Source organism: Actinoplanes awajinensis subsp. mycoplanecinus (genome assembly GCF_001509495.1).
Taxonomy (GTDB): Bacteria; Actinomycetota; Actinomycetes; order Mycobacteriales; family Micromonosporaceae; genus Actinoplanes; species Actinoplanes palleronii.
Genome location: NZ_LLZH01000018.1, coordinates 1 through 25,829 on the forward strand (window position 1 = coordinate 1; position 25,829 = coordinate 25,829).

Annotated in this window: 23 protein-coding genes; 10 read left to right on the forward strand and 13 right to left on the reverse strand. The window is 72.1% G+C overall.

What is annotated here, in order from left to right; all coding sequences use genetic code 11:
• Positions 1–122 precede the first annotated feature (122 nt).
• The 3 genes from ADL15_RS05470 (at position 123) to ADL15_RS05480 (ending at position 4,820) form a co-directional block, all read left to right on the forward strand.
• Entirely contained in the window at positions 123–368 is a 246-nt protein-coding gene (locus ADL15_RS05470; protein WP_067685525.1) for a hypothetical protein, read from the forward strand.
• A 245-nt stretch (positions 369–613) separates the two neighbouring features.
• Positions 614–1,846: a helix-turn-helix domain-containing protein gene (locus tag ADL15_RS05475; RefSeq protein ID WP_198170573.1), complete on the forward strand. Its 1,233-nt coding sequence runs from the start codon at positions 614–616 to the stop codon at positions 1,844–1,846.
• A gap of 43 nt (positions 1,847–1,889) precedes the next feature.
• Complete coding sequence (locus ADL15_RS05480) at positions 1,890–4,820, forward strand: helix-turn-helix transcriptional regulator (RefSeq protein ID WP_067685505.1); 2,931 nt, start codon at positions 1,890–1,892, stop codon at positions 4,818–4,820.
• Here the strand turns inward: ADL15_RS05480 and ADL15_RS05485 are convergent, their stop codons facing one another.
• The 8 genes from ADL15_RS05485 to ADL15_RS05520 all read right to left on the reverse strand — a co-directional run bounded on the left by ADL15_RS05485 (position 4,821) and on the right by ADL15_RS05520 (position 15,168).
• On the reverse strand, positions 4,821–5,729 hold the full coding sequence (locus ADL15_RS05485; protein WP_157441184.1) for a hypothetical protein: 909 nt from the start codon (positions 5,727–5,729) through the stop codon (positions 4,821–4,823). It abuts the gene before it with no gap.
• 95 nt (positions 5,730–5,824) lie between these two features.
• Positions 5,825–6,637 carry a carbohydrate ABC transporter permease gene (locus ADL15_RS05490; RefSeq protein ID WP_067685507.1) on the reverse strand — a complete coding sequence of 271 codons (813 nt, stop codon included), beginning with the start codon at positions 6,635–6,637 and terminating at the stop codon, positions 5,825–5,827.
• Entirely contained in the window at positions 6,634–7,461 is an 828-nt protein-coding gene (locus ADL15_RS05495; protein WP_067685508.1) for a carbohydrate ABC transporter permease, read from the reverse strand. The genes ADL15_RS05490 and ADL15_RS05495 overlap by 4 nt, the downstream gene beginning before the upstream one ends.
• Entirely contained in the window at positions 7,458–8,771 is a 1,314-nt protein-coding gene (locus tag ADL15_RS05500) for an ABC transporter substrate-binding protein (protein ID WP_067685509.1), read from the reverse strand. The genes ADL15_RS05495 and ADL15_RS05500 overlap by 4 nt, the downstream gene beginning before the upstream one ends.
• 9 nt (positions 8,772–8,780) lie before the next feature.
• Entirely contained in the window at positions 8,781–10,724 is a 1,944-nt protein-coding gene (locus ADL15_RS05505; protein ID WP_067685510.1) for a glycoside hydrolase family 36 protein, read from the reverse strand.
• A gap of 21 nt (positions 10,725–10,745) precedes the next feature.
• Positions 10,746–12,896: a carbohydrate-binding protein gene (locus tag ADL15_RS05510; protein ID WP_067685511.1), complete on the reverse strand. Its 2,151-nt coding sequence runs from the start codon at positions 12,894–12,896 to the stop codon at positions 10,746–10,748.
• A 123-nt stretch (positions 12,897–13,019) separates the two neighbouring features.
• Positions 13,020–14,018, reverse strand: a complete 999-nt coding sequence (locus ADL15_RS05515; protein ID WP_067685512.1) for a LacI family DNA-binding transcriptional regulator — start codon at positions 14,016–14,018, stop codon at positions 13,020–13,022.
• Between the two features lie 130 nt (positions 14,019–14,148).
• Positions 14,149–15,168 carry a hypothetical protein gene (locus tag ADL15_RS05520; protein ID WP_067685513.1) on the reverse strand — a complete coding sequence of 340 codons (1,020 nt, stop codon included), beginning with the start codon at positions 15,166–15,168 and terminating at the stop codon, positions 14,149–14,151.
• A 146-nt stretch (positions 15,169–15,314) separates the two neighbouring features.
• Between ADL15_RS05520 and ADL15_RS05525 the strand changes: the two genes are divergently transcribed.
• Positions 15,315–15,815, forward strand: a complete 501-nt coding sequence (locus ADL15_RS05525) for a SigE family RNA polymerase sigma factor (RefSeq protein WP_067685514.1) — start codon at positions 15,315–15,317, stop codon at positions 15,813–15,815.
• Positions 15,812–16,933 (forward strand): hypothetical protein, encoded by a 1,122-nt coding sequence (locus ADL15_RS05530; protein ID WP_067685515.1) that lies wholly within the window; start codon positions 15,812–15,814, stop codon positions 16,931–16,933. Before ADL15_RS05525 ends, ADL15_RS05530 begins: the two co-directional genes overlap by 4 nt.
• A 7-nt stretch (positions 16,934–16,940) precedes the next feature.
• Here ADL15_RS05530 and ADL15_RS05535 read toward each other — a convergent pair whose 3' ends face one another.
• Positions 16,941–17,432: a TetR/AcrR family transcriptional regulator gene (locus ADL15_RS05535; protein ID WP_067685516.1), complete on the reverse strand. Its 492-nt coding sequence runs from the start codon at positions 17,430–17,432 to the stop codon at positions 16,941–16,943.
• An 84-nt stretch (positions 17,433–17,516) separates the two neighbouring features.
• Between ADL15_RS05535 and ADL15_RS05540 the strand changes: the two genes are divergently transcribed.
• Together ADL15_RS05540 and ADL15_RS05545 are read left to right on the forward strand one after the other, a co-directional pair.
• Positions 17,517–18,563 carry an FAD-dependent monooxygenase gene (locus ADL15_RS05540; protein WP_067685517.1) on the forward strand — a complete coding sequence of 349 codons (1,047 nt, stop codon included), beginning with the start codon at positions 17,517–17,519 and terminating at the stop codon, positions 18,561–18,563.
• Between the two features lie 45 nt (positions 18,564–18,608).
• The gene (locus tag ADL15_RS05545) at positions 18,609–19,052 is read left to right on the forward strand and encodes an SgcJ/EcaC family oxidoreductase (protein WP_067685518.1); all 444 of its coding nucleotides are present in this window, start codon (positions 18,609–18,611) and stop codon (positions 19,050–19,052) included.
• Here the strand turns inward: ADL15_RS05545 and uppS are convergent.
• Entirely contained in the window at positions 19,049–19,831 is a 783-nt protein-coding gene (gene uppS, locus ADL15_RS05550) for a polyprenyl diphosphate synthase (protein ID WP_067685519.1), read from the reverse strand. The two genes, ADL15_RS05545 and uppS, sit on opposite strands and share 4 nt — an antisense overlap.
• A gap of 64 nt (positions 19,832–19,895) precedes the next feature.
• Positions 19,896–20,513, reverse strand: coding sequence for a GNAT family N-acetyltransferase (locus tag ADL15_RS05555; protein WP_067685520.1), 618 nt, complete (start codon positions 20,511–20,513; stop codon positions 19,896–19,898).
• A gap of 341 nt (positions 20,514–20,854) precedes the next feature.
• Between ADL15_RS05555 and ADL15_RS53965 the strand changes: the two genes are divergently transcribed.
• Together ADL15_RS53965 and ADL15_RS05560 are read left to right on the forward strand one after the other, a co-directional pair.
• Positions 20,855–21,031, forward strand: a complete 177-nt coding sequence (locus ADL15_RS53965) for a hypothetical protein (protein WP_198170575.1) — start codon at positions 20,855–20,857, stop codon at positions 21,029–21,031.
• Positions 21,028–21,426, forward strand: a complete 399-nt coding sequence (locus ADL15_RS05560) for a hypothetical protein (protein WP_067685521.1) — start codon at positions 21,028–21,030, stop codon at positions 21,424–21,426. Before ADL15_RS53965 ends, ADL15_RS05560 begins: the two co-directional genes overlap by 4 nt.
• Before the next feature lie 67 nt (positions 21,427–21,493).
• Here ADL15_RS05560 and ADL15_RS05565 read toward each other — a convergent pair whose 3' ends face one another.
• Both ADL15_RS05565 and gabT read right to left on the reverse strand, forming a co-directional pair.
• Positions 21,494–22,876, reverse strand: a complete 1,383-nt coding sequence (locus ADL15_RS05565) for an NAD-dependent succinate-semialdehyde dehydrogenase (RefSeq protein ID WP_067685522.1) — start codon at positions 22,874–22,876, stop codon at positions 21,494–21,496.
• On the reverse strand, positions 22,873–24,204 hold the full coding sequence (gene gabT / locus ADL15_RS05570) for a 4-aminobutyrate--2-oxoglutarate transaminase (RefSeq protein WP_198170577.1): 1,332 nt from the start codon (positions 24,202–24,204) through the stop codon (positions 22,873–22,875). The genes ADL15_RS05565 and gabT overlap by 4 nt, the downstream gene beginning before the upstream one ends.
• A 66-nt stretch (positions 24,205–24,270) precedes the next feature.
• On the opposite strand from gabT, the gene ADL15_RS05575 reads away from it, so the two are divergent.
• A complete protein-coding gene (locus ADL15_RS05575; protein ID WP_067685524.1) occupies positions 24,271–25,155 on the forward strand; it encodes a LysR family transcriptional regulator in 885 nt (294 codons plus the stop codon).
• Positions 25,156–25,829 lie beyond the last annotated feature (674 nt).

Genomic DNA, 25,829 nt, shown 5'->3' on the forward strand with positions numbered 1-25,829 from the left:
AAGGGGGTGGGTGGGGTGGGGTAGGTAGGTGCCTAGGTGTGGGGTAGGGATTGCTCCCTAACGGGCGGGCGGGCGTGCGCGTGAGGCTGCTTCCGGAAGCCGGTGACGGTGAGGGGGAGCTGATGTCCGCGACGATGCTGACGGTGGCACGTACCGACGCGCTGTTCGTGAGTGGGTTGTCGACCGGGTCGTGTCCGCAGCGGGGGGAGATCGACGCCGCGATCCGGGCCATGGTGCGGTGTTATCACGGGTCGCGGGGGTGTGCGGGGGAGGTCGCGGCCTGTTACGGCGAGGACCCGGAGTATGCGGTGCGCCGGATCGTCTGGGCCCGCCGCTTGGTCACCGCCGAGTTCGGCGGCCAGCGATGACCGCCCAGGCAGAGTGCCGGTCCGGGTGCGTCCAGCGCCGGACCAACGATCGGCCCGACCGGATCAATGACCGCGCCGACCGGCCCGGCCGGACCAATGACCGCGCCGACCGGCCCGACCGGACCAATGACCGCGCCGATCGGCCCGACCGGATCAATGACCGTGCCGACCGAGAGCGTCCCGACCGCGCCGACCGCGCTGACCGCGTTGAGGGGGGATTTGAGCGGCCGGTGCGGGATTCGACTGTGGAGATATTGGAGCGGCTGTCGACTCTCGCCCGGGGGGCTACCGGGCATGCCGCGGCGGCTGCCGCGCTGGAACTGGCGGCGGATCTTGTGCCGGTGGGGCGGAGGCGGCTGCTGAGCCTGGCCGCGGCCGATGCGCAGCTCGCTGGGGAGCACTACCGGGCCGCGGGTCTGCTGCGCCGGGCGGGTGCGACCGGGGAGCCGCGGCCCGCGCCGCCGGTTCGGGCTGCCGTCGTGGCGGCTCGGCGGGAGATGGGGCGGGGGCGGAGCCGGGTGGCCGGGCAGATGCTGACGGCGGCTGCGGCTGAGCTGTGGGAGACCGGGGCGATCCGCCGCCTGCCGACCGTGCTGGCGCTGCGCGGGTGGGCGCTGGCCCGGGCCGGTGACCTGACCGCCGCGGCCGACGACGCCGGGCAGGCGCTCGAGCTGGCCGCGCTGACCGGTGACCGGCGGGCCGTCGTGCACGCCCGGCACACCCGGACCCTGCTGGCCGTGCTGCGTGGCGAGCCGGCGGTGCTGGGCCGGGCGCCGGCCATGGTCGTACCCCTGCGGTGTGATCCGGTGGGTGGCGGTCTGATGTTGCTCGCGGCCCTGGCCGCCCGCGGTCCGAATGATCTTCCGGCGACCGCGGGGGTCGCCGCCGAGTTCCTGCCGGACCTGCTGGAATGTCGCCTGGTGCGTGACCGTGGGCTGAGCGCGGCCGACCTCGGCGCGCTGCGGGGGCTGACCCGGTCGGCGGCCGGGCCGATCGCCGCGAGCGCGTGGCGGGTGCTCGGGCTGACCACCCGGGACGGTGCGAGTGACTGTTTCGCCCGGGCGGTGCGGCTGCACACCACGATGGATCTGCCGTTCGACGAGGCGCGGGTGCACCTGTCGTACGGCGAACGCCTGCGCCGCGACGGCGACCGCCGAGCGGCCCGTCACCAGCTGCGGACCGCGCGCGACGCCTTCGCCGGGCTCGGCGCGACGCCGTGGCGGCAGCGTGCCGAGCGCGAACTGACCGGCACCGACGAGACCCGCACCGGTCGCGCGCCCACCGGCCTGACGCCGGCCGAGTACGAGGTGGCCCGGATCGTCGCCACCGGCGTGTCCACCCGGGAGACCGCGGCCCGGCTGTTCCTGAGCCCGAAGACCGTCGAGTTCCACCTCGGCAAGGTGTTCCGCAAACTCGGTGTGTCCAGCCGCGCCCAGCTCGCCCACGTCTTCCCGGAACTGGCCGGGAAAGCGGCCTGACAGACCGTTCCGTGATCGGGCGGATCGGACGATACTGCTCTTCATGTCGGTCGGTACGGGCTTCGTGGGGCGTGCGGCCGAACTCACCGCACTCGAGGGTGCGCTCGACGACGCCGCGCTGGGCACCCCACGCACCGTGCTGATCGCCGGTGAGGCCGGGGTCGGCAAGAGCCGGCTGCTGGAGGAGTTCGAGGAGCGCTGCACCGGCCGGGACCTGCTGCTGGCCCGCGGCTCGTGCGTGTCGGTCGGCGCCGGCGAGCTGCCGTACAGTCCGTGGCTGGCCGCGATGCAGGCGGTCGAGGCCGAGGTCGGCGCGCAGGCGTTGGTCGAGGGCGCCCGTGGCGAGCAGGCCACCCTCGCCGCGCTGATCCCGGCGCTGACCGATCCCGGTCGTCCGCGCGAGGGCGGCCAGCTGGCCCGCGCGCACCTGTTCTCGCTGTTCCTGGAGCTGCTCGGCCGGCTCGCCGGGAAACATCCGCTGGTGCTGCTGCTCGAGGACCTGCACTGGGCGGACACCTCCTCGCTGGACCTGCTGCTGTTCCTGAGCCGCAACCTGCGCCGGGTCCCGGTGCTGCTCGCGGCCACGTTCCGCACCGACGAGCTGAACGAGGACTCCCGGCACCGGGTGGTCTTCGGCGAGCTGATCCGCGGCCGCAGCAGCACCTACCTGGAGCTGGACCGGTTCGGCCGGGACGAGCTGGCCACCCTGCTGCGGGCCGCCGGGCCGGTCGAGGAGGCGGTGGTCACCCGGGTGCACGACCGGTCCGGCGGCAACGCGTTCCTGGCACAGGAGATCCTGGCCGCCGAGCACCGCAACCCGGGCGGGCCGATGCCCGACCACCTGCGTGACCTGCTGATGATGCGGGTGGACGGGCTGTCCGAGGAGGGTCAGCAGATCGTCGGGGTGGTCGCCGCCGCCGGGCGTCCGGTCTCCGGTGCGCTGCTCGAGGCGGCCAGCGGGCTGCCCGGCCCGGCGTTGCGGTCCGGCTTGCGCGACGCGGTGACCAGCCAGGTGCTCATCCGTACCGAAGACTGTTTTCAGTTGCGCCACTCGCTGACCGCCGAGACGTTCTACCAGGACCTGCTGCCCGGGGAGCGGGCCGGTCTGCACCGGGCGGTGGCGGCCGCGCTGGCCGCCTCGTCCGGCCGTGACGTGTCGCCGATCGATCAGGCCGAGCTGGCGCATCACTGGTTCCACGGCCGCAAGGACGACGACGCGCTGTTCTGGACCGTGCGGGCGGCCCGGTCGGCGGCCACCGTGCACGCCTATGCCGAGGCCCGCCGGCAGTACGGCCGGGTCCTCGACCTGTGGCGCCGGGTCCCGGACGCCGCGTCGCTGTGCGAGACGACGTATCCGCGGCTGCTCGACGAGGCCGCCGAGGTGTTCGACTACGCCGGTGACCCGCAGCGCGCGGTCGAGCTGACCGGCGAGGCGCTGCAGGTGGTCGGCGGCGACGGCGAAGCGCAGGTGCTGGCCGGGCTGCACGAGCACCTGGCCCGGCTGCGCTGGCGGGCCAACGACACCCCCGGTGCGATGGCGTCCGCGCGGCAGGCGGTGGCCCTGGCCGGTGACCGCCCGGGTCAGGCCGGGGCGACGTACGCGCGGGTGCTGATGCTCAGCGGTCACTACCGGCAGGCGCGGGAGGAGGCCGAGGCCGCGCTGGCCCGGGCCGCGAGCGCGGTGGACCGGGGCTATCTGCTGGTCACGCTCGGCACCGTGCGGTTCCTGCTGGGTGAGCGGGAGGCCGGGGTGGACCAGTTGCGGGAGGGGCTGGCGCTGGCCGAGAGCACCGACAGCAAGGAGAACATCCTGCGGGCGTACACGAACCTGACCTACTGCCTGCAGATGCTCAACCGGCTCGAGGAGGGACTGGACCTGGCCCGGCGCGGCTGCGACCTGGCCGCCGGGTTCGGCCTGCGGATGACGACCGGGATGGTGCTGGTCGGCAACGCCGCCGACATCCTGCTCGACCTGGGCCGCTGGGACGAGATCGAGAAGCTGATCGGCGACATGCTGCCGGACGGGGCCACCGAGGACCTGCCGCTCTACATCCAGTACGTGCGGGCCGAGGTGTGCGTGGCCCGCGACGAGCGTGAGGACGCCCGGGCCATGCTGGAGATGGTGATGAGCCGGTCGGCGGGCAAAACCGATCAGGACTTCGTCGGGCACACGTACGCCGCGCTGGCCTCGCTGGAGATCGCCGACGGGAACTGGCGGGCGGCCCGCCGGGCGGTCGACGAGGGGCTGGCCAAGCTGGGCGACGGCGAGGGCGTGTTCCCGGCGCTGCGGCTCGCGGTGTGCGGGCTGCAGGCCGCCGGTGAGGCCGCCGAGCACGCCCGCCGGACCACCCCGCCGACCGCCGACCGCTGGCTGAGCTGGGCAGAAGCGCTGGCCGGGCGGGTCGCGACGGCGATGGCGGAGCTGCGCCGGCCCGGTGGCGGGCGGGCGCTGCCGGTCGCCGAGGCGCTCGACCAGGTCGCGGCCGCCGAACTGCTGCGGGTCCGGGACGAGCCGCAGGAGGCGGCCTGGGGTGCGGTCGTGTCGACCTGGGCCGAGCTGGGCCATCCGTACCCGGAGGCGCAGGCGCGGCTGCGGCTGGCCACCTGCCTGCTGCGCCGGGGCGCCACCGCCGCGCTGCACCGGGAGGTCGCGGTCGCGGCGCGGCTGGCCGCCGGGCTCGGCGCCCGGCGGCTGACCCGTGACCTGACCGCGCTGGCCGCGCTCGGCGGGGTGGCGCTGACCGAGGAGCTACCGCCCGCTCCGGCGCCGGTCAAGGAGCCGGACCTCGGGCTGACCCGGCGTGAGGTCCAGGTCCTCGACCTGATCGCGCTCGGCTACACCAACGCCCGGATCGCCCGCAGCCTGGACATCGCGGAGAAGACCGTCAGCGTGCACGTCTCCAACATCCTGGCCAAGCTGGGCGCGGCGAACCGCTGGGAGGCGGCGCTGATCCGGCGCGGTGAGGCGCGCTGACTACATGATGTTGCCGCCGCGCCAGCGGTGGTTGAAGGCCGGCATCCCGCCCGGCCGGTCGGCCTTGCGGATCTCCGCGACGTCCGCGGTGATCCGGTCGCGCAGCGCCGGGTTGGCGTCCAGCACTGCGCCGGACAGCACGGTGTACGCCTCCTCGACGTAGGTGAGCAGGAACTCCGGCGACAACCGGCGGACCTGCCCGGCGCTGAGGCAGAAGAACTCCCGCCGGTTGAACCCGGTGATCGCCACGCAGTGGCTGGACAGGCTGCCCGCGGTGGCGTCGTAGATCGAGCCGTACCCCGGCACGAACCAGGAGTCGCGCAGCGCACCGGCGCCGTCCTTGATCGACTGTGGCAGGGCCAGGCCGACCAGGACGCCGCCGAACCGCAGCACCCCCTCGCGCAGCTGGTCCAGGTTGCGCGGCTCGATCTCCAGGAACGAGCGGGCCTCCGGCAGCAGCCCGGTCAGCGGCTGCTCCGGGTGCACCCAGGTCTTCAGCGCCAGCAGCAGGCTGGTGCCGAAGTCGTTGTGCGCCTCCCGATGCCCCGAGTTCGGCTGCTTCTCCACCAGGGCGGCCAGGCCGGGCTCGGCGTCGCGGTGGAACGGCGACACCTTCTCGTAGATCTTCAGGGTGTCGTCGAGGGTCGGGACGAACTGCTCCTTGGCGGTCGCGTACCAGCCCTGGGCGAGCAGGGCCATCGCGGCCGGCACGCAGTTCTGGTATCCGACGTCGCCGATCGCCTCGCCGGCCGGCATGTCGATCTTGACGTCGCCGAGGTGGAACTTGCCGTCGGGTTGCAGGCCGTACCGGGTCGCCGGGGAGTCATCGTCGAGATAGGCCAGATATTGAGCCAGTTGCAGGGTGCGGGTATCGGTTTCGGCCGCCAGACGGCCGGCAAGAGCGTCCATGTCCACCTCCACGTCGACTGAGCGTTGATGAGGCTAGCGCCGCGGATGGCCCGGCGCACTGGCGGATCAATGACAGCGGCCGATGTATCAGGGGCTCATTTCACGGCACCTCCGGTGATCCCGGAGATGATCCGGCGCTGGGCGACCGCGAAGACCACCACCAGCGGCAGGCTCATCAGGATCACGTACGTGAAGATCAGGTGCCAGTTGTTCAGATAGAGGCCGGCGCTGGCCACCCGGAACAGGTTCAGCGGCAGCGTGTCCAGCCGGCCGCCGATCACGAAGAACGCGTAGAAGACGTCGTTCCAGACGTACAGGCAGATCAGGATGGTCGCGGTGGCCAGCACCGGGCGCAGCAGCGGCAGCACCACCTTCCGGAACACCGCGAACGGCCCGGCGCCGTCGATCCGGGCCGCCTCCTCGAGGGCCTCCGGGATGGTCCGGACGAACCCGGTCACGAAGAAGATCACCGTGGACAGGTAGATGCCCAGGTAGACCCCGATCATCCCGGGCGCGGTGCCGGCCAGGCCGAGCTGGCGCAGCAGCAGGACCACGGTGACCACGGCCGGCGGCAGGATGATCCCGCTGATCCCGGCGGCGTAGAGCACCGCGGTCAGCCGGGAGGCGCGCCGGGCCAGCACCCAGGCCGCCATCGAGCCGAGCACCAGCACCGCGGCCACGGTCGGCACCACGATCAGCAGGCTGCCGACGAACGCCGCCGGCACGTCCGCGTCCACCCACACCTGCCGGACGTTGTCCAGCAGGTGCCAGTGGGTGGGCGGGCGCAGGTTCGGGTCGATCGCCTCGCCCTGGGACTTGCCCGCGGTGGCGATCACCAGCCAGAGCGGGATCCCGATTACGACCGCCACCAGGACGATCACGGCGACCGGCTGCAGACGGCGGCTCACAGCACCTCCTCGCGACGGCGGAGCAGAACGATCACCGGGAACGCCATCAGCGCCACCAGCAGGAACAGCACCAGGCTCATCGTGGTGGCCTGGGCGAACAACCCCTGGCCGAAGGTCCGGTAGATGAAGATGTTCAGCAGCTCGGTGGTCCGGGCCGGGCCGCCGCCGGTGGTGGCCTGCACGATGTCGAAACCGTTCATCGAGCCGAGCAGCGCGGTCGCCACGTTGAAGGTGACCGCCGGGGCGAGCAGCGGCGCCCGCACCCGCCAGAAGCTGTGCCACCGGGACGCGCCGTCGAGCCGGGCCGCCTCGAGCAGGTCCAGCGGGATGGTCTTCAGCCCGGCCAGGTAGATCAGCATGGCCAGGCCCATCCACTTCCAGGCGTGGATCAGCGCGACCACCGGCAGCGTCCAGGTGGTGTCGGCCAGCGCGCCGGTGCCCTTGAGCAGCGCCTGGAAGACGTAGCCCACGGCGAGCGCGGACATCAGCACCGGGATCAGGAAGAACGTCCGGGCGATCCGGTTCAGCGCGGTGTCCCGTTCGAGCAGCACGGCCAGCCCGAACCCGAACACGTTCTGGAAGATCGCCACCAGGACGGCGTAGACGACGGTGATCCGCAGCGCCCGGAACAGGGTGCCGTCCGAGGCGAGCTGGGTCAGGTTGTCCACGCCGACCGGGTTGATCGACGCCTTGAAGCCGGACCAGTCGGTGAACGCGTAGACGAACTGGTACGCGGTGGGCAGCACGAAGAACACCAGGAGCAGGGCGTACGCCGGAAGCAGGAACCACAGCGGATGCGTGCGCCGGCCGATGGCGGTCGTCACTTGAGGTGACCGGCGGCCTTGGCGAGCTGCTCGAACTGCTTCTGGGTGGCCTCGGTGACCTGCGCCGGGGTCATCGTCCCGGCGATCATGTCGGCCAGGTTGAGGTACAGGTCGGGGTTGGCGACCGCGAGAGCCTGCATCGAACCGGCCGACCCGGCGACCGCGGCGTGCACGTCGAGCAGCGCCTGCGGCACCCCGGGCGGGTTCGCCACCGCGGTCTCCAGCGAGACGGTGTTGCGGCCGGCGACGAACTCCGGATAGCCCGGACCCATCCAGTACGCCAGCAGCTGCCGGGCCGCGGCTTCCCGCTTGTCGTCACCGGTGCGGAACGCGACCAGCGCGTTCGACTGGTCCGGGATGACCGTGCCGACGTTGCCGGACGGCGCGATCGGGAAGAAGCCGATCTTCTCGTTGAGTGCCGCGGTGTCCGCCTTGGCCTGCAGCTGCCCGAAGAACGAGTTGACCTGCACGACCATGGCGGCCTTGCCGGCCAGCAGCGCGGTGCCCTGGTCCTCGAAGGTGGCGGTCTTGATGTCCTTGTTGAACAACCCCTCCTTGATCAGGGAGTCGTAGCGGGTCACCGCGTTCAGCACGGTGGTGTCGGTGAACTTCTCCTGACCGGTGTTGATCCGGTCCCAGAGCCCGGCTTTGGCCGCGTCGGCGAGCTGCACCTGCACCCACCACTGGGTCGCCCACCGGTCCGCGCCCATCTCGTAGAACGGCGTGACCCCCTTGCCCTTGAGCGTGCGGGCCAGGTCCACGAGAGCGTCGAAGGTCTTCGGCGGCGTGGTGACCCCGTTCGCGGCCAGCACCTGCTTGTTGTAGTAGACGCCCTCGACCGCGGGGCTGGTGACCAGCGCCGCGTACCGGGTGCCGTCCAGCAGCCCGGTGATGTCCTTGAGCGCCGGGTCGAGCGCGCCGAGCCACGGTGCGCCGGTCAGCGGCTGCAGGTTGGTCTTCGCGTTGATCGCGGTCAGCATCGACGCGGTCGGCTGCCAGAACGCCAGGTCCGGCTTGTCGCCGGTGGCAACCTTGGTCTGTACGCCCTGCTCGTAAGGGTCGGGGATGGTGACCACCTGGACGGTCGCGCCGGTGGCCCGCTGGAATCCCTCGATCACCTGCTGCGGGACGGTGTTGCTGTTCTGCGCGGCCCAGACGGTCAGCTTCACCCCGTCGAGCGTGGCCGCGGGGTCGTTCCAGGTGACCGTTCCGGTGTCACCGGTGGTGGTCTCGGCGCCGGGGTCGGTGCAGGCGGTGAGTCCGATGGCGAGCAGCAGGGCGCCGGTGGCACCGAAAAGACGTCTCATCATGTTCCTTCGTCAGCAGGAGGAGATTTTCAAGATCCGAGCGGTGTACGGGTCGGCGAGCTCGGAACGCACCGTGAGCCCCCCGGAAGTCCAGGCATGTGTCCAGCCGTCCAACCGGCGCGGGTAGAGCACCTCGACATCCCGCCCGGTCAGCGGCAGGGTGATCTCGGCGGTGGCGCCGGCCCGCCGCCAGACGCCCAGGTACGTGGTGTCCCCGACGCGCAGTCCGAGGCTCAGCCACCGGTCGTCCCAGCCGGGCAGGCCGAGCGGCCAGACCGGGACCGCGCGCCGCAGGTCGATCTCCCGGTGGGCGAGCACCCCGTCCCGGACCAGCCCGAGCTGCTCCGCGCTCATCGCGTCGAGCCGCCCGGAGAGGTACAGCCGGCCGAGCAGACCGGTGCACATGGTGAACACGATCTCCTCGTCGGTCATCTCCGGCTGCGGGTACGCCCAGCTCGCCGCCTGCTCCGGCAGCACCGACAGCGGCGCGGCGACCGCGATCGGCGGATACGCCGTGAAGTCCTGCTGGTCGCTCGTCGACTGCAGGTGCATCCGGCTGAGCAGGGCGTAGTCGGCGCGCATCGCCCCGGACGCGCAGTTCTCCAGCAGCAGGCCGGGATGCCGGTCGAGCACACCGTCCAGCCAGTCCAGGTGTGCCCGGTTGTGGCCGAGCAGGCCGGCGCCGGCGCTGTCCGCGCCGAGGTCGGTGCCGGCGCCGGGGTCGATGTTGTAGTCCAGTTTGAAGTAGCCGGCCCCGAACTCCTCGACGAGCCGGTCGATGACCTCGTCCAGGTGCGCGATCGCGGCCGGGTGCCGCAGGTCCAGGTGGTAGCGGCCGTGCTCGACCACCCGGAGCCCGCCGCGCTGCAGGAACGCCTCGGCGGGCAGCTTGTCGGCGACCGGGCTGCGCACCCCGATCACCTCGGGTTCCAGCCACAGCCCGGCGGTCATGCCGTGGCCGCGGATCCGGCTGATCACCTCGGCCAGGCCGCCCGGGAACCGGGTCTGCGACGGCTGCCACTCGCCGACGCTGTCCCACCAGGTGGTGTCGTTGTCGTACCAGCCGGCGTCGATGCAGAAGATCCCGGCGCCGGCCGCGGCGGCCGCGTCGACGAGGGGCAGCAGCTTCGCCGTGGTCGGGTCGCCCATCAGCGTGTTCATGTAGTCGTTGAAGATCACCGGAAGGGATGCTCGTCTCTTCACACTGCGCCGATGCGCGGTCAGGTCCTCGAACGAGTCGGCGAGCGCGACCGGGACCGTGGTGAACGACTCGCCCGGGCCGAGCCACTGCCGCCACTGGTGATCGATGTCGGTCGGGCCGAGCAGCGCCAGGTAGACGCCGTCGCGCCGTTCGCCGACCTCGTAGCGCCACGGGCCGTTGTGCTCGACCTGCCACCACCGGGACCGGCCGGTGACCCGGTCGATCAGGGCGCCGGTGGGCAGCCGGGTCCCGGTCGACCAGGTGCCGGAACTGGTCACGGTGTGGCACCCGCGGCCGTCCTGGCCGTGCTCGCGCAGCCGCAGGTCCGGGAGCACGTCGCGCAGCGGCCGCCGGGTCCAGCGGCCCTCGCCCAGCCACTCGCTGTCGCCGGTGAGCAGATCGAGGTCGCCGGGATCCGCGGCGAGACCCAGGACCAGGGACGTGACGCCGAGCAGCAGGACCGGCTCGGGTCCGTTGTTGGTCACCGTGGTGCGTGCCTGCACGGCACCGGCCGCGGTACGCCGCAGGGTGGTGCGCACGGACAGGCCGGTCCGGTCGTCGTGCTGGTCGATCCGCTGCTCGTCGCGGTCGTCGGCGGTGCCGGTGACCCGGAGCCGGCGGCCGATCGAGGTTTCCGAGAAGCGCCGGGACACGTGGTCCCGGCCCTCCCCGGCGATCAGGATCTCCACGAGTGGCTGTCCGGTGTCGCCCAGCCGGGCCGGTCCGTCCGCGGGGGTGTCGATGATCCCATCCACCTGTGGTGCTCCCTGTGCTGCTCAGCCGAGTACTGCGGCGATCTGGATGCGGTCGATGTTCGGTGCGTAACCGGCCGAGGCGTTGCCGAACGTGATGGTGTTGGCCCCGGCAGCCAGGTCGACGCCGACGACCGTGGTCCAGTAGCTGGACCAGCCGAGGGTGTTGCGGAAGAAGACCTTCTTCGCGGCGGCGCCGTTGACGCTGATCTCGGCGTACCGGTCGACGATGTTGGTGTTGTACTCGTGGTCGCCGACCACCTCGGCGTTCGCGTAGCCGACGACCAGCCGGTAGCGCCCGGCCGCCGCTGCGGTCACCCCGTTGAAGCGCAGCGTGTTGGCGCTGCCGGCGCCCAGCCACCCGACGTACTTGCCGCCCGAGGCGGCGGCGTCACTGACCACGGCCGCGGTGCCGGAGAACGTGTTGGCCGCGGTTTCGCTCTCGTACGCGGTGACCGCGCCGGTGGCCGCCGCCACGTCGAGATAGTCCAGGTTGGCGGCGTCCCGGTCGTCACTCGCGTACGCGTGGTAGTCGATCCGGTTGATCCCGGCCGGCAGGTACACCTTGGTGGTGACGGTCTTCCAGGTGTTCCAGTCGGTGGTGCCGGGCAACGCCACGTCGGTCAGGTCGGTGCCGTTGACCCGCAGCCGCACCGACCGGTTCACCGGCGCCCCGGTGTAGGGCCCGGCCGCGTAGCGCAACGCCAGGGTGTAGTAGCCGTCGGCGGGCGCGGTCACCACGAAGTTCGTGCTCGCGGTGCTGCTCGCCCCGTACCCCTCGGTGAACGAGGTCCCGGAGTAGCCGCTGTTGCTCCCGTAGGTGACCTTGGCGGTGCCGGCGAGCGCGGCGTACTCCGCCTCGTAGCGACCGGTCGAGGCCGCGGTCAGGTCCTTGTCCGGTGTCACGATGACCTGGTACGCCGATTGCCCCTTCAGCCCGGTCAGCGGCACGGTCACCTGCCCGCCGCTCGCGGTGAAGTCACCCTCCTTGACCACGTACGGCCCGGCAGACGGGTTGGTCCCGGACGTGTCGATGCCCCACACGGTCGCGTGCACGGTCGTTCCGAGGTACGACGGCAGGCCCTTGACCAGCACGTTCGTGTCGTACGTGCCGGTGCCCGGGTTGTTGCCGCCGAGGATCACCCGGGCCTGCTTCTTCGCCGGGTCCAGCGCCGCCAGACCCTGCAGCGAGCCGCCCGCCGCCGGCGGGGTCACCGCGACGGTGCCACCGGACAGGTCGCCGTACCACTTGTAGAGCCACCACGCGCCGGTCGCCTGGTTGTTCCGGGTGACCAGGTCGTTCAGCCCGCCGGCCGTGGTCCAGTAGGCCAGGCAGCCGTCCACCTTGCTGTTCTCGAACTTCGCCACGTACTGGACCAGGTTGCCGGGCACACCGAGGTCCCCGGAGGCGCGGGCGTACTCGTTGATGCTGATCGGCCGCTTGGTCACGCCGAGGGCGACCTCGATCGCGCGGTAGTCGTCGTAGTGCTGCTGCCAGCTGGTGTAGAAGTCGTCGCCCAGCTCGTGCCAGGTCATCACGTCCGGCAGCACGCCGTTGTCCCGGGCGTAGGTGAGGAACGCGCGCAGGTCCGCCGAGCGGTACGCCGCGAAGTTCGGCCCGGCGATCCGGGCGCCCGGGTCGATCGACCGGATCTTCTGGTAGATCGTCTTCCATGCGCTGAGCAGCCCGGCCAGGTTGCCGGAGTACCAGATCTGGTCCGGTTCGTTGAACGGGACGTACACGTAGGACGAGCGGTACGGGTCGGCGACCACCTTGCGAGTGATGGTGTCGACCTTGGCGAGGTAGTCGGTGAGGCCGAGGTTCTCGTAGGGCCACTGCTGGTAGACGTCCTGCAGGTAGATCTGGATCTCGCGGCCGCCGGCGCGTTTGAACATCGGGGCGATCTTCAGGGCGTCGCCGTTCGGGTGCTGCAGGCCGTCCGGCGCCTTCTGCGCGGTGACCTGCGGTTTGAGGGCGGCCAGCATGGTCTCGTTGGGGATGCCCTCGTCGCCGAGGCCGTAGAGGAAGCCGGTGGCGCCGTAGCGGAGCGCGCCGGTGCCGGTGGCCAGGTCGACGGTGAACGTGGAGGCGGCGGCGGAGGCCGGGGTGGCGGGGAGGCTCGCGGCCAGGACGGTGGCGGCGAGGGCCGTGGCAGTGATGTGTCTCGATCGCACGGGGTCTCCTTCGTGGAGATGTGACCGGTCACATGGTCGGTGGATGGCATGAGTGTGACCGGTCACACGCTCCGGACGGAAGAGTGCGTTACGGTTTTGTTACCGATTGATGGCGCGCTGCCGTCACCGGGACCGCGGCGGAGCCGTGGATTCCCTGATCACCAGGCTCGGCGGGTCCAGACGGACCGGATCGCCGTCGTCGGCCAGCGCGGCGACGCACGCCCGGCCCAGACCGGCGAAGTCCATCCGGACCGTGGTCAGCGCGGGCGTCCAGAAGGCCGCGCCCGGCACGTCGTCGAAACCGACGATGCTCACGTCGCCGGGCACGTCACGGCCCGCCTCGTGCAGCGCCCGGCGCACCGCGAGGGCGGTGTCGTCGTTGCCGCACAGGATCGCGGTCACCGCCCGATCGGCGGCGAGCGCCTGCCCGGCCCGGTGCGCGCTGCGCAGATCCCAGCCGGCCGGGACCACCTCGGGCACCGCGGCGCCCGCCGACTCCAGGGCCGCCCGCCAGCCGCCCTGCCGGGCGCTGTCCCGCACCTCGGACGGGATGGCCACATGGTGGACAGTGCGATGTCCGAGACCGAGCAGGTGCCGGGTGGCGTCCGCGGCGGCCTGCCGCTCGTCCAGGAAGATCATCCGACGGTCCACGCCGGGCAGCCCGCCGGCCTCGGTGGCGGCCACCATCGGCAGCCCGTCGGGCATCGCCCGCAGCACGCCGGAACCGGCCGGGTCGAACGCCACCACGACCACGTTTCCGCAGCTCGGGTCGCCGACGTACTCGACCGCGTTCCGGACGTCGGCGGCCGCGTCGGAGGCCACCACCCGGATCCCGACGGTCAGGCCGAGCAGCCGGCCCGCCTCCTCGACACCCTGCAGCACACCGGCGTACCCGTAAAGGGTGGTGTTCGCGGTGACCACCGTGACCGCTTTTGCCCGGCCGAGCCCGAGCGCGCGCGCCGCCCGGTTCGGCCGGTACTGCAGGCGCTCCATCGCGTCGAGCACCTGCTGACGGGTGTCCGGCCGGACGTTCGGCGAGTCGTTCAGGACCCGCGAGACCGTCTGGTGCGAGACACCGGCCGCCGCCGCCACATCCCGGATCTGCGGGGCCGCCCGCTTCATCGCCCGCCGCCTCCGCGTTTCGGTCTCCTGGGAAACAATCCTCAGCGTAGTCGCCGCTGCCGGCCGGACACGCCGACGGCTCGCCGTCGCTGCGGACCAGCGACGACGAGCCGTCGAGCGAGCAGACCGGTCAGGGCGCGGTGAGCGGGGCGTCCAGGCCGTCAGCTGAGGTACGCGGGGACAGCCAGCTGCCGGCCGGAACCACCGCCGGGAAGCCGAGCACCGCGAGCCGCCCGTTGACACCGTTGCCGGCCTGGCAGTCCTCGGTGCAGGTGGTCGGCGGGTTGGCCACCTCGGTGGCGTCCTCGCCGGTCACCATGCCCATCCGGCCACCACTGGCGACGTCCCAGATGCTCGTCGCGGCACAGTGGTCCCCGGTCTCGGACAGGCCCAGCGGGTTGGTGAAGTCGGGACCGCACGACGCCTGCGGGACCCGGGTGGCGACCTGCGCGCTGTCCCGCAGGACCAGCTTCGGGGCGGCGTCACTGCCGATGTTCACGCGCGGGCTCACCCGTACACAGAATTGCCCTGCCGGACCGCTGGCCTCGTCGGCGCAGGCGGACCCCAGCCACGCGCCCACCCTGGCGCGGAAGTTCGGGTTGTCGTAGTAGAACGCGGAGTCCGCGACGGTGTGCACGATCCGGGTGCGGGTCCCGTCGCCGCGAGCCGGTTCCATCTGGAAGATGCCGCCCTGCGCGCAGTCCTTGGCCTGGATCTTCATGCTCAGCCCGCCCGGCCCGGTGCGCGAGATCGTCATGTCGCCGTCGCGCAGTTCCAGGCTGATCGCGCTGGTCAACGCGAGCCCGCGATGGTCCGGGACCTTGCTGGCGTAGACCGGGGTGGCCTTGCCACCGGTCATGTCGCCGACGTTGGCGGCGCCGGTGAACGCGTAGTCGTAGATGGCGAACGTGCTCGGGTCGACGCTGAACCGGGTGAACCTGCCCTGAACCGTGAAGCGCCCGGCGGGCGCCGCGACGGTGCCCCGGAACCGGTCCTTGACCCCGGTCTTGCCCAGGGCGGTGTAGCTGCCGCCGTCACAGAACTTGGAGCTGGCCGCCTGAGCGGCGACCGGCCCGACGACCGCGGCCAGCGGCACGGCAGCGGCGATCACGGCCAGGGTGGTGAGGCTCTTCGAGCGCAGTGAGTGCATGCGGAGGACTCTTTCTTTTTGCACCCTAAGGCCCGGTTAACGACCTCCTAAAAAATGAACGGATGCTTAACGGCTGTGGCGGCGCACAGCAGATCCTGGCGGCCGGGCGTGTTCCTCGTGACAATCGCCCGACGGGGGAGAGGTGCATGGAGTTCGAGGAGTTCGCGGCGTCGCGATCGTCCGCGTTGCTGCGGTACGCGACGTTGCTCAGCGGGGACCGCGAGGAGGCCCGCGACATCGTCCAGGAGGTGCTGGCCCGGGCGCTGTTGAAGTGGCGGCGGATCGTCAAGGGCGGTGATCCCTACGCCTACGTCCGGCGGATGGTGACGAACGAGTTCCTGTCGCTGCTCCGGCGGCGGCGCCGGGTCGCTCTCGTCCCGCTGGAGGAGCGGGAACTGGCCGCGCCGGTGGAGCACCGCGCGGACGACGAGTTGTGGCAGGTGATCCGGGCCCTGCCGAAACAGCAGCGCGCGGTGATCGTGCTGCGCTACTACGAGGGGCTCTCCGATCTCGAGATCGCCGAGGTGCTGCGCTGCCGGCCGGGCACCGTGCGCGGATACGCCAGCCGGGCGCTCGCGGCCCTGCGCATCGAACTCACCGACTCGCCCACCGGTGTCGCGCCGGCCATCCTGGGAGGCATGCTGTGACGAGGACTCTTGACGACCTGAGGAACACCCTGGACCGGCACGCCGGTCAGACCCCGCCCGCCGGCATCACCCTGCTCCCGGCCGTCCGTGGCCGGGCAGCACAGCTGAAGCGCCGTCGCACCGTGCTCGGCGGCGCGGCTCTGGTGGCCGCGATCGCGGTGACCGCCGGGGTCGCCCCCTTGATGGTACGGACGGACGCGCCGGTCACGGCGACGGCGCGAGCCTGGTCCCGGACACCCGAGCAGACCAGTGTCACCCTGCGCGCGGGCTCGCCGTTCCTGCTGATGGGCCGCAAGAGCACGCCGACCGGCCAGTACGCCACGGTGCGCAACATCCTGGACGTGCAGTCGTCCCGGCCTGGGGTGGAGGGCCGTAACGAGGGCGCCGACGTGCTGGTCTTCGACCCCGGCGCGTTCGACCCGGCCCGGCTCCAGCAGGGCACGCCGATCGCGATCGGGGAGCGCCGGGGCTGGTTCGTCGAGGACATGCACGCCGGCGTGCCGAACTCCGGTTTCGACGGCGCGTTCGTCGGGTGGCAGGACAGCGGCGGCGCCTGGGTGCTGCTGATGGACCGGCACGCGGACACCCCCGACGACCTCATCGAGGTGGCCAAGGACCTCCGCATCGTCGACGGCATGGACGCGGTGTCGCCGGTGACGCTCGGCTGGGTGCCCCCGGGCCTGCGGATCTACCGCGCTGACGTGGACACCTCCCGGCCGGCGGGGTCGAGTGCGTCGTTCGGGCTGGGACACGCCGCGGACCGCAAGCCGGATCTGGTCTACTTCGAGTCCACCCGGGACGCGTTGCCGCTCGAGCTGCAGATCACCCGGTCGGCCCCGAAGGAGTGGTCGAACTATCAGCACGAGCTCGAAGGCCGCGCGCCGAAGAAGATCAACGGGGCGGACAGCTGGTATCTGCCGCGGCCGAACTCGCTCTTCGGCTCCGCGGCGTCGCAGCCGGCGGGCGCGGACATGGTGGTGCGCGCGGGGGAGTGCATGATGCTGGTGCACGTGCGGGACCGGGCGCAGATCACCGAGGCGGACCTGGACCGGATGCTCGCCGGGGCGACGTTCGGCAGCTGCACGGACTCCTCCGGCTGGAAACGCCTGCTCGGCTGACCCCGGGTCAGGCCTCGTCCGCGTAGGCGCGCAGCTCGCTCGTGACCTGCGCGCCGGACGGGGCCTGATCCGGGTCGACGAGCCACTGCATCATCAGGCCGGTCAGCAACGCAAGCGGCACCGAGCCGCCCATCCCCTCGCGGCCCTGGCGCTGGGCGTCGGCGAGCCGTTCGCGCAGCTCGGGGGAGTGTTCGGCCTGCACGGCCGCCTCCAGCTGCGCGATCCACAGCGGCCGGTGCGTGCGGAACGTCTCGATCAGCGCCTGCCAGCGCTGCTCCGGCGTGCCGTCGCCGGCCCGCGCCGCGACCGTGTCGGTGAGCTCACCGACCGCCTCGATCAGCGCCTGGACCAGCAGCGACTCCCGTGAGCCGAAGTGGTAGCCGATCGCGGCGTGGTTGACGCCCGCGGCGGCGGCGATGTCCCGCACGGTGGTGCGCGCCCAGCCGCGCTCGGTCAGGCATTGTTTGGCCCCGGCCAGCAGGGCGTCCCGGTTTCCCACCCGGCGATCGTACCCGCGGTCTTAGCCAGATGGTTTATCCAAATGGATTGACCATATGGATAAAAGCTGGCTACGGTACGAGGCATGACAAGCGTTCTGATTTCCGGGGCGAGCGTCGCCGGCCCCGCCCTGGCCTGGTTCCTGCGCCGGCAGGGCTGGGCGGTCACCATCGTGGAGCGCGCTCCTGACCTGCGCGCGGGCGGTTATGCCGTCGACTTCCGCGGTCCCGCGCTGGAGGTGCTCGCCGAGCTCGGCATCCTCGACGAGATCCGCACCCACGAGACCGGGATGCGCGGCACCACCCTGCTGGCGCCCGACGGCTCGGTGATCGGTGAGCTGCCCGCCGCCGCGTTCGGCGGTGACCTGGAGGTCCCCAAACCGGCCCTGACCCGGGTGCTGCACCGGGTCACCGACGCCGACTACCTGTTCGACGACACGGTCACCGAGCTCGTTCAGCACGACGACCGGGTGACAGTGTCCTTCGAACGCGCCCCGACCCGCGACTTCGACCTGGTCTTCGGGGCGGACGGGGTCCATTCGGCGGTCCGCCGGCTGGCCTTCCCGGGCCTCGACCCGGTGCAGCACCTCGGGATGTCCGGGGCCGGCTTCACCACCGGCAACCGCCTCGGCCTGGACCGTCAGGGCCTGCTGCAGCCCGATGCGGGCCGAGCGATCTACGCCTTCGCGAGCGGTTCTTCCGAGCGGATGACGGTGAGTCTGTCCTTCGGCACGTCGTCGTCCGAGCTGGATCGGCAGCCGCGAACCGTCCAGGACGCCGCCGTGCGCGCGGCGTTCGCCGGCCACCCCTGGTCCGAGACGTCACACCTGCTCGCCGCGATGTCCGAAGCCGACGACTTCTACTTCGCCTCCACCTGCCAGGTCCACCTCGACTCCTGGTCGACCTGCCGGGTCGCGCTGCTCGGCGACGCGGGCTTCTGTGCCGCCCCGACCAGCGGGATGGGCACGTCCCAGGCCCTGATCGCCGCATCCACACTGGCCCGCTGCCTGGCCGAGGCGAGCGGCGACCACCGGGCCGCTTTCGAGCGCTTTGAGAAGGAGTTGCGTCCCTATGTCACCGCGAACCAGGCCGCGGGGCGAGAGGCGGTCGCTGCCTTCGGCGGGCTGGCGTAAGCGGGGCTTTACTTCAACTTCGGTTCACGTCTTAGCCTCGGCGCCATGACGGGATTCGAGGGCACGACGGTCACCGTGGCACCGGCGCCGGCCGATGCTGCGGACGTACGAAATCTGGTTGGTCTTGTTGCGGACCTGGAGCAGGCGCAGCGGACCGAGGACGCGGATGGTTTTCTGGCGCTCTTCGGTCCGGACGCCGTGTGGGTGACCGGCGCCGGGCGTCGGCTGATCGGTCTCGGTCAGATCAGCGAGTTCACCCGGCAGGTCCTGCCCGGTGCGATGAGCGACGGCTCGGTCGACTACGTCGTCGAGCACATCGCGTTCATCACGCCGGACATCGCGCTCACCGGCGTCCGCCAGCAATATCTGGACCGCGACGGCCGCCCGCTCGCCACCGATGGCCGGGGAGCGCCCAGCTATCTGTGGTCGCGCACCGGGGACACCTGGAAGATCGTTGCCGGACAGAACACCGCGGTCCTGCCCGGTTAGGCGCCGAACCTGCGGTGGCGGGCCGCGTAGGAGCGCAGCGCCCGCAGGAAGTCGATCTTGCGGAAGCCCGGCCAGTACACGTCGCAGAAGTGCAGCTCCGAGTACGCGGCCTGCCACAGCAGGAAACCGGACATCCGATGCTCGCCGCTGGTCCGGATCACCAGGTCCGGGTCGGGCTGGCCGCGGGTGTAGAGGTGTTCCGCGATCCGGTCGGCGGTCAGCCGCTGGGCGATGTCGTCGACGCCGTGCCCGGCCCGGGCCTCCGCCTCGAGCAGGGAGCGGATCGCGTCGACGATCTCGTCGCGCCCGTCGTAGCCGATCGCGATGGTGACGTGGAACTCCGCGCCGTTGTCGTGGGTGGCCTCCTCGGCCAGCTTCAGCGCGTGCCGGGTGGAGTCCGGGAGCACGTCGAGGCGTCCGGCCAGGTGAACCTGCCAGCGGGCCGGCGGGCTGGTCAGCCGCACGGCGACCACCTGCTCGATCATCCGCATCAGGTTGCCGACCTCGCCGGCGTCCCGCTTGACCACGTTGTCCACCGAGGCGACGAACACGGTCACGTGCCGGATCCCGGCTTCCCGGCACCAGCCGAGCACCTCGTCCAGGTGCTCCGCGCCGTACCGATGGCCGATCCTCGGATCGTCGAAGCCCATCTGCCGTGCCCAGCGGCGGTTGCCGTCCATCACCATCGCGACGTGCCGGGGCAGGGTGGCGCCGGCGAGCCGGGCCCGGAGGCGGCGGGCGTAGAGCGCGTAGGCGGCGGCCTTGACGGATTGCAGCATGGCCGCGATCCCATCACCGCCGGTGCCGGTTATCGCCGATCATCACCGAACCTCCACACAACCCTCACAAGGTGCCGCGCCGGGCCTCCCACATCGCGCGGGTCATCTCGTACTCGACCTCGCCCGCCTCGCTGCCCGGCAACGGGTCGTCCCAGAGTGGGTGGAAGGTCCGCACGTACTGCATCCCGACGGTCTCCATCACGCCGCGCGATCCGTGGTTCACCGCCATGGTCTGCGCCAGCACCCGGCTCTGCCCGACCGTGTCGAACGCGTGCCGCAGCAACATCCGGGCCGCCTCGCTGGCGAGTCCGAGCCGCCAGTACTTCCGCGCCAGCCGGTAGCCGAGCTCGGCCACCGTCGGATCGTCCGGCTGGTCGTCGCCGTGCGCCGGCGGCAACATCATCAGGCCGACGAACTCACCCTCGGCCTCGCTCTCCGGCCCCGTGGAGTCCCGGCGCCCACCCTCCGAGCCGAACGCCATCCAGTACCCGAGCCCGTCGACCTTGGCGCCGAGCGCGAGCCGTTCCGCGTGCGAGGACACCACCTCGTCGCGGTCCCGGGCCCGTCCCCAGATGTATTTCAGCACCTCGGGGTCCGCGTCGAGGTCGACCTCCAGCTCGAAGTGCCGGTCGGCGAGCGGCACGAGCAACAGCCGCTCCGTCCGCAACGTCGGTTGACTCATGCCGCCACCCTCACACACGGTCCGCTTCGGGGCAGGCGCTTTTTTCGGTACGGGGTGCAGCGCGCGAGATCCGCGTGCGGTCCCGGCGCTGCCGCGCATCCCGGCCCCCGGCTGGTGCTCAGGGGTCCCTCAACGGCCGCGAGGCAACCCTGAGCACCAGCCGGCGTCCCCGCCCCGCGGCGGGTGCCGGGCCGTGTGGTCCCGGCTGGTGCTCACGGTCCTTTCGGGGGCGCGGAGGCGACCGTGAGCACCAGCCGGCGGCCCCGCACCGCCGCGGGTGTGGGCAAGACCGGCCACGCCGGGGGATAGGTCGGGCGGGCGGGCGCGGTTACGCTGGCGCTATGGAGCAGGACACCAGGCCGAAGCTGAGCGTCGAGGACATTCACACCCGGATGGGGCTGGCCGTCACCGACGAGGGCAAGGCGCGGGCGCGGCAGCGGCGGCGCAAGGCGGAGCGGGCGCGGGACACCGAGGGCCGGGCGGAGTTCCTGGCCGGGCTGCGGTCCCGGCCGGCGTGACCGAGGGGCGCGACGCGAAGCTGGTTCTCGACACCTCGGCGATCACCGCGTGGGCACGCGGGTCGGTGGCCGTCGGCGAGACCCTCGCAGAGATCAACGACGAGGGCGGGGCGGTGATCATCCCGCTGTGGTGCCTGATCGAGGCGGGGCACCACACCGCGATGATCGACCGGGATCGGCTGGAGCTGCTGCTCGCGCACCCGGCGACGTTCCTGATCAGCGATGACGCGGAGGACTGGGAGTCGCTGGTGGCGCTGCGGGCACTGGTCGGCCGGGCCGACTGCGCGTCGGCGGCGATGCTCGCGCTCGACCTGGGCGTGGACGTGATGACCAGGGACCCGAAGTGGTACAGCGGGGTGGCCGGCGGCCGCATCGTGCTCGCGATCGAGGAGTGACCGCGAGCACGACATGACCGCGTGCGGTCTGCGCTCGCCGGCGCGGCCCGCTGGCGAACGGAACCGGTCAGGCCGGCCAGGCCACGCTCAGGTAGTGCGTCTCCTGGAACTCGCGCAGGCCGTTCCGGGCGCCCTCGCGTCCCAGCCCGCTCTGCTTCACCCCGCCGAACGGCGCCGACGGGTCCGACACCAGACCGCGGTTGACCCCGACCATCCCGGCCTCCACCGACTCGCCGAGCCGGATCGCCCGGGCCAGGTCGCCGGAGAACACGTAGCCGGCCAGCCCGTACTCGGTGGCGTTGACCTGGGCCAGCATCTCCTGCTCGTCGGTCCACGTGACGATCGGCGCCACCGGCCCGAAGATCTCGTCCTGCAGGATGGCCGCGCCGGGCGCCACGTCCACCAGCACGGTCGGCGGGTAGAAATGTCCGGGCAGGGTCGGCGTCCCGGCCTGATGAGCGATCCGGGCCCCGGCCTCAACGGCAAGATCTACGGTACGGGTCACCCGCCGCAACGCCTGCGCGCTGATCAGCGGCCCGATGTCGGCTCCGTCCGCGGCCGCCCCCACGGTCAGCTTCTCCACCGCCGCGCCGAACCGGGCCACGAACTCGTCGGCCACCGCGGCGTGCACGTAGAAGCGGTTCGCCGCCGTGCACGCCTGCCCGCTGTTGCGGAACTTGGCGATCATCGCTCCGGCCACCGCGGCGTCCAGATCCGCGTCGTCGGCGACGATGAACGGCGCGTTCCCGCCCAGCTCCATCGACGAGTTGAGCACCCGGTCGGCGGCGTGCCGCAGCAGCACCCGGCCGACCGCCGTCGACCCGGTGAACGAGATCTTGCGGACCCGCTGGTCGGCCAGCCACGCGCCGACGACCGCGGACGCGTCCGTGGTGGTCACCACCGAGACCACGCCGTCGGGCAGCCCGGCCTCGGCCAGCAGCCGGACGATGTGCAGCGCGGTCAGCGGCGTCTCGGCGGCCGGTTTGAGCACCGCGGTGCAGCCCGCGGCGAGCGCCGGCGCGACCTTTCGGGTGATCATGGCGGCCGGGAAGTTCCACGGCGTGACCAGCGCGGCGACCCCGACCGGCCGGTGCGTGACCAGGGTGCGCGCCCCACCCGCGGGGGCCTCGCCGTACTCGCCGCCGGGGCGGACCGCCTCCTCGGCGAACCAGCGGAAGAACTCCGCCGCGTAGGTCACCTCGCCGGCCGCGTCGGTCAGCGACTTGCCGTTCTCCCGGGAGATCAGCTCGGCCAGTGCGGCCCGGTCGCGCAGCATCAGCTCGAACGCCCGGTGCAGGATCTCCGACCGGCGCCGCGGTGCGGTGCGCGCCCACGCCGGGAACGCCGCGAACGCCGCGTCGACGGCCGCCCGCGCGTCGGGAACGCCCTGGTCGGGCACGTCGGCCACCGGGGACAGGGTGGCCGGGTCGACAACCACGATGGTGCTCATCGGATCTCCTCGAAGGCGGCGGTCAGGACGTCGAACGCGTCGTCCAGGAGCTCGTCCGAGATCGACAGCGGGGGCAGGAAGCGGAGCACGTTCCCGTACGTCCCGCAGGTCAGGACGATCACGCCGCGCTGATGGGCGTACCGGGAGACGTCCCTGGCCAGGCGCGGATCCGGCTCCTGCGAACCGGCCCGGACCAGCTCGACGGCGAGCATCGCGCCGCGCCCGCGGACGTCGCCCAGGCGGCTATCGGTTCCGGACAGGCGCAGCAATCGGGTGCGCACCCGGTCCTCGATCGCGCGGGCCCGGGCGACCAGGCCGTCGGCCTCGATCGTCTCGAGCGCGGCCAGCGCCGCGGCGCAGGCGATCGGGTTGCCGCCGTAGGTGCCGCCCAGGCCACCGACGTGCGGCGCGTCCATGATCTCGGCACGGCCGGTCACCGCGGAGAGCGGCAGGCCGCCGGCGATCCCCTTGGCCGTCACGATCAGGTCCGGGACGACCCCCTCGCGGTCGCAGGCGAACATGTCGCCGGTCCGGGCAAAACCGGTCTGCACCTCGTCGGCCACGAACACCACGCCGTTCGCCCGGCACCACGAGGCCAGGGCCGGCAGGAACCCGGTGGCCGGCGCGATGAACCCGCCCTCGCCCTGGATCGGCTCGATCACCAGGGCCGCGAGATTGTCCGCGCCGATCTGCTTCTCGATCTGGTCGATCGCCCGCGCGGCCGCCGCCCGGCCGTCCACGCCTCCGTCCCGGTACGGGTACGACCCCGGCGCCCGGTACACCTCCGGCGCGAACGGCCCGAACCCGTGCTTGTACGGCATGTTCTTCGCGGTCATCGCCATGGTCAGGTTCGTACGCCCGTGATACGCGTGATCAAAAACGACCACCGCGTCCCGCCCGGTGTGCGCGCGGGCAATCTTCACGGCGTTCTCCACCGCCTCGGCACCGGAGTTGAACAGCACGCTGCGCTTCTCGTGGTCACCCGGTGTGACCCGGTTCAGCGCTTCGGCCACCGCCACGTAACTCTCGTACGGCGTGACCATGAAGCAGGTGTGGGTGAACGCCTCGACCTGCTCGGTGACCGCCGCGACCACCCGCGGCGCGCTCGCGCCGACCGTGGTGACCGCGATACCGGAGCCGAGATCGATCAGCTGGTTGCCGTCCACGTCGACGACGATGCCGCCGCCGGCCCGGGCCGCGAACACCGGCACGGTGGTGCCGACGCCACCGGCCACCGCGGTCAGCTTGCGGGCCATCAGTTCCTGGGATCGCGGGCCGGGCAGGTCGGTGACCAGCCGGCGCTTCTGTTCGAGGCTCACGCCGGTCAGTCTCGGACCCTTACGTATGCTCGTCCAGTTCCTGTTGGGCCTGGAAACCATGCCTCGGAGGCATAAATGGAGCTGCGCCTGCTGCGGTACTTCGTCGCGACCGCCGAAGCGGGCACGGTCAGTGCCGCCGCGACTCGCCTGCACGTCACCCAGCCGGGCCTGTCCCGTCAGTTGCGGGTCCTGGAGCGTGACCTCGGCGTGTCACTTTTTGACCGGACCGGACGGCGGCTGGAGCTCTCCACCACCGGCCGGGTCCTGCTCCCGCTGGCCCGCGACGTGCTCGGCCGGGTCGATGCGCTGCGGGTCGCGGCCGGGGTCGCCGCGCAGGGCCGTCTCGACCGGCTCACGATCGGGGCGCCGACGGTCACGCTCACCGACGTGGTGTCACCGTTCATCGCGACGCTGGCGCCGGACGACCCGACCACGGACGTGCTCGGTGCGGACGGACGGTCACCGGTGGAGACCCTGCGACTCGGTGCCGATCTGGCCATCGGGACGGTGCGGGCTCCTGATCCGTACCGGTCACTGGCACTGGCGGTCCTGCCGGTCTGGGCCTATGTCAACGCGGAGCATCCGTGGGCGTCGCGGGTGTCGGTGCCGCTCGCCGAGTTGCTCACCGAGACGCTGATCGTGCAGCCGGCGGCGTTCACCGCGCGGCAGTCGCTCGACGCCGCGATCACGGCGGCCGGTGCCACCTGCTCGTCCTCGATCGAAACCGCGAACGGCACTGTCGCGCAGGCCCTCGCCGCGGCCGGCCGGGGCGTCGCGGTCGCCTCCGACGACCCCCGATTCGGGCTGGTACCGCTGCCGGTCGACATCGGCGGACGCCACCTGAGCATCCGCCTCACCGCGGTCTGGGACTCGCGGCACGCGGCCGCCCGCACCCTGGAGTCTTTCGCGGCCCGCCTCGGCGCCTTCATCCGCGACCGCTACCACGCACCGGCAGGCTGACGGCGTTCCATCGATGCGGGCCACGGCGCCGCGGGGGTGCCGTGTCGCCCGTTTGTTCCGGTCTCGGCTGGTTTGCAGGGGTGTCTCGGGGCGGTGAGGCACCTCTGGGGACCAGCCGGGGCCGGGAGGTGCGCTGCGGGTTTGGGGTGGGCGCGGCTTTTTGTGGGGATGCCGCAGTTCTCGGTGCTGACTGGTTCTCGGGGGGGGTCTCACCGCTTCGAGTTCCGCGCGGCTGGTGCTGGTGGCTGTGTCCGGGCGGTTGAGGCAGCCGCCAGCGCCAGCCGGAGCCTGGTGGCTGGCGGTGGTGGTCGTGTCCGGGCGGTTGAGGCAGCCGCCAGCGCCAGCCGGAGCCCGGCGGCTGGCGGTGGTGGTCGTGTTGGAGGGGCTGAGGTCGCCGTCAGCGCCAGCCCGCCGGGCTCCGGCTGGCTGTTGGGGCGGTAGGAGCACGCGTGCGGCCGGGTTGGGGGCGGCAGCGGGCCGCAATCCGGTTGTGCGTGCGCTTGCCGCCCGCATGGGGGCGGTAGAAGGCCGCGGTCTCGTAACGCGGACGGGTACGGCCCCTGCGAGCGTGCACCGCCACCGCCACCGGCACCGCCACCGGCGGCGGCAGCAGCGGGGGGTCAGGGGAGGGTGGCTATCAGGGCGTCCAGCCGGTGCGCCGCAAGGGTCGAGCC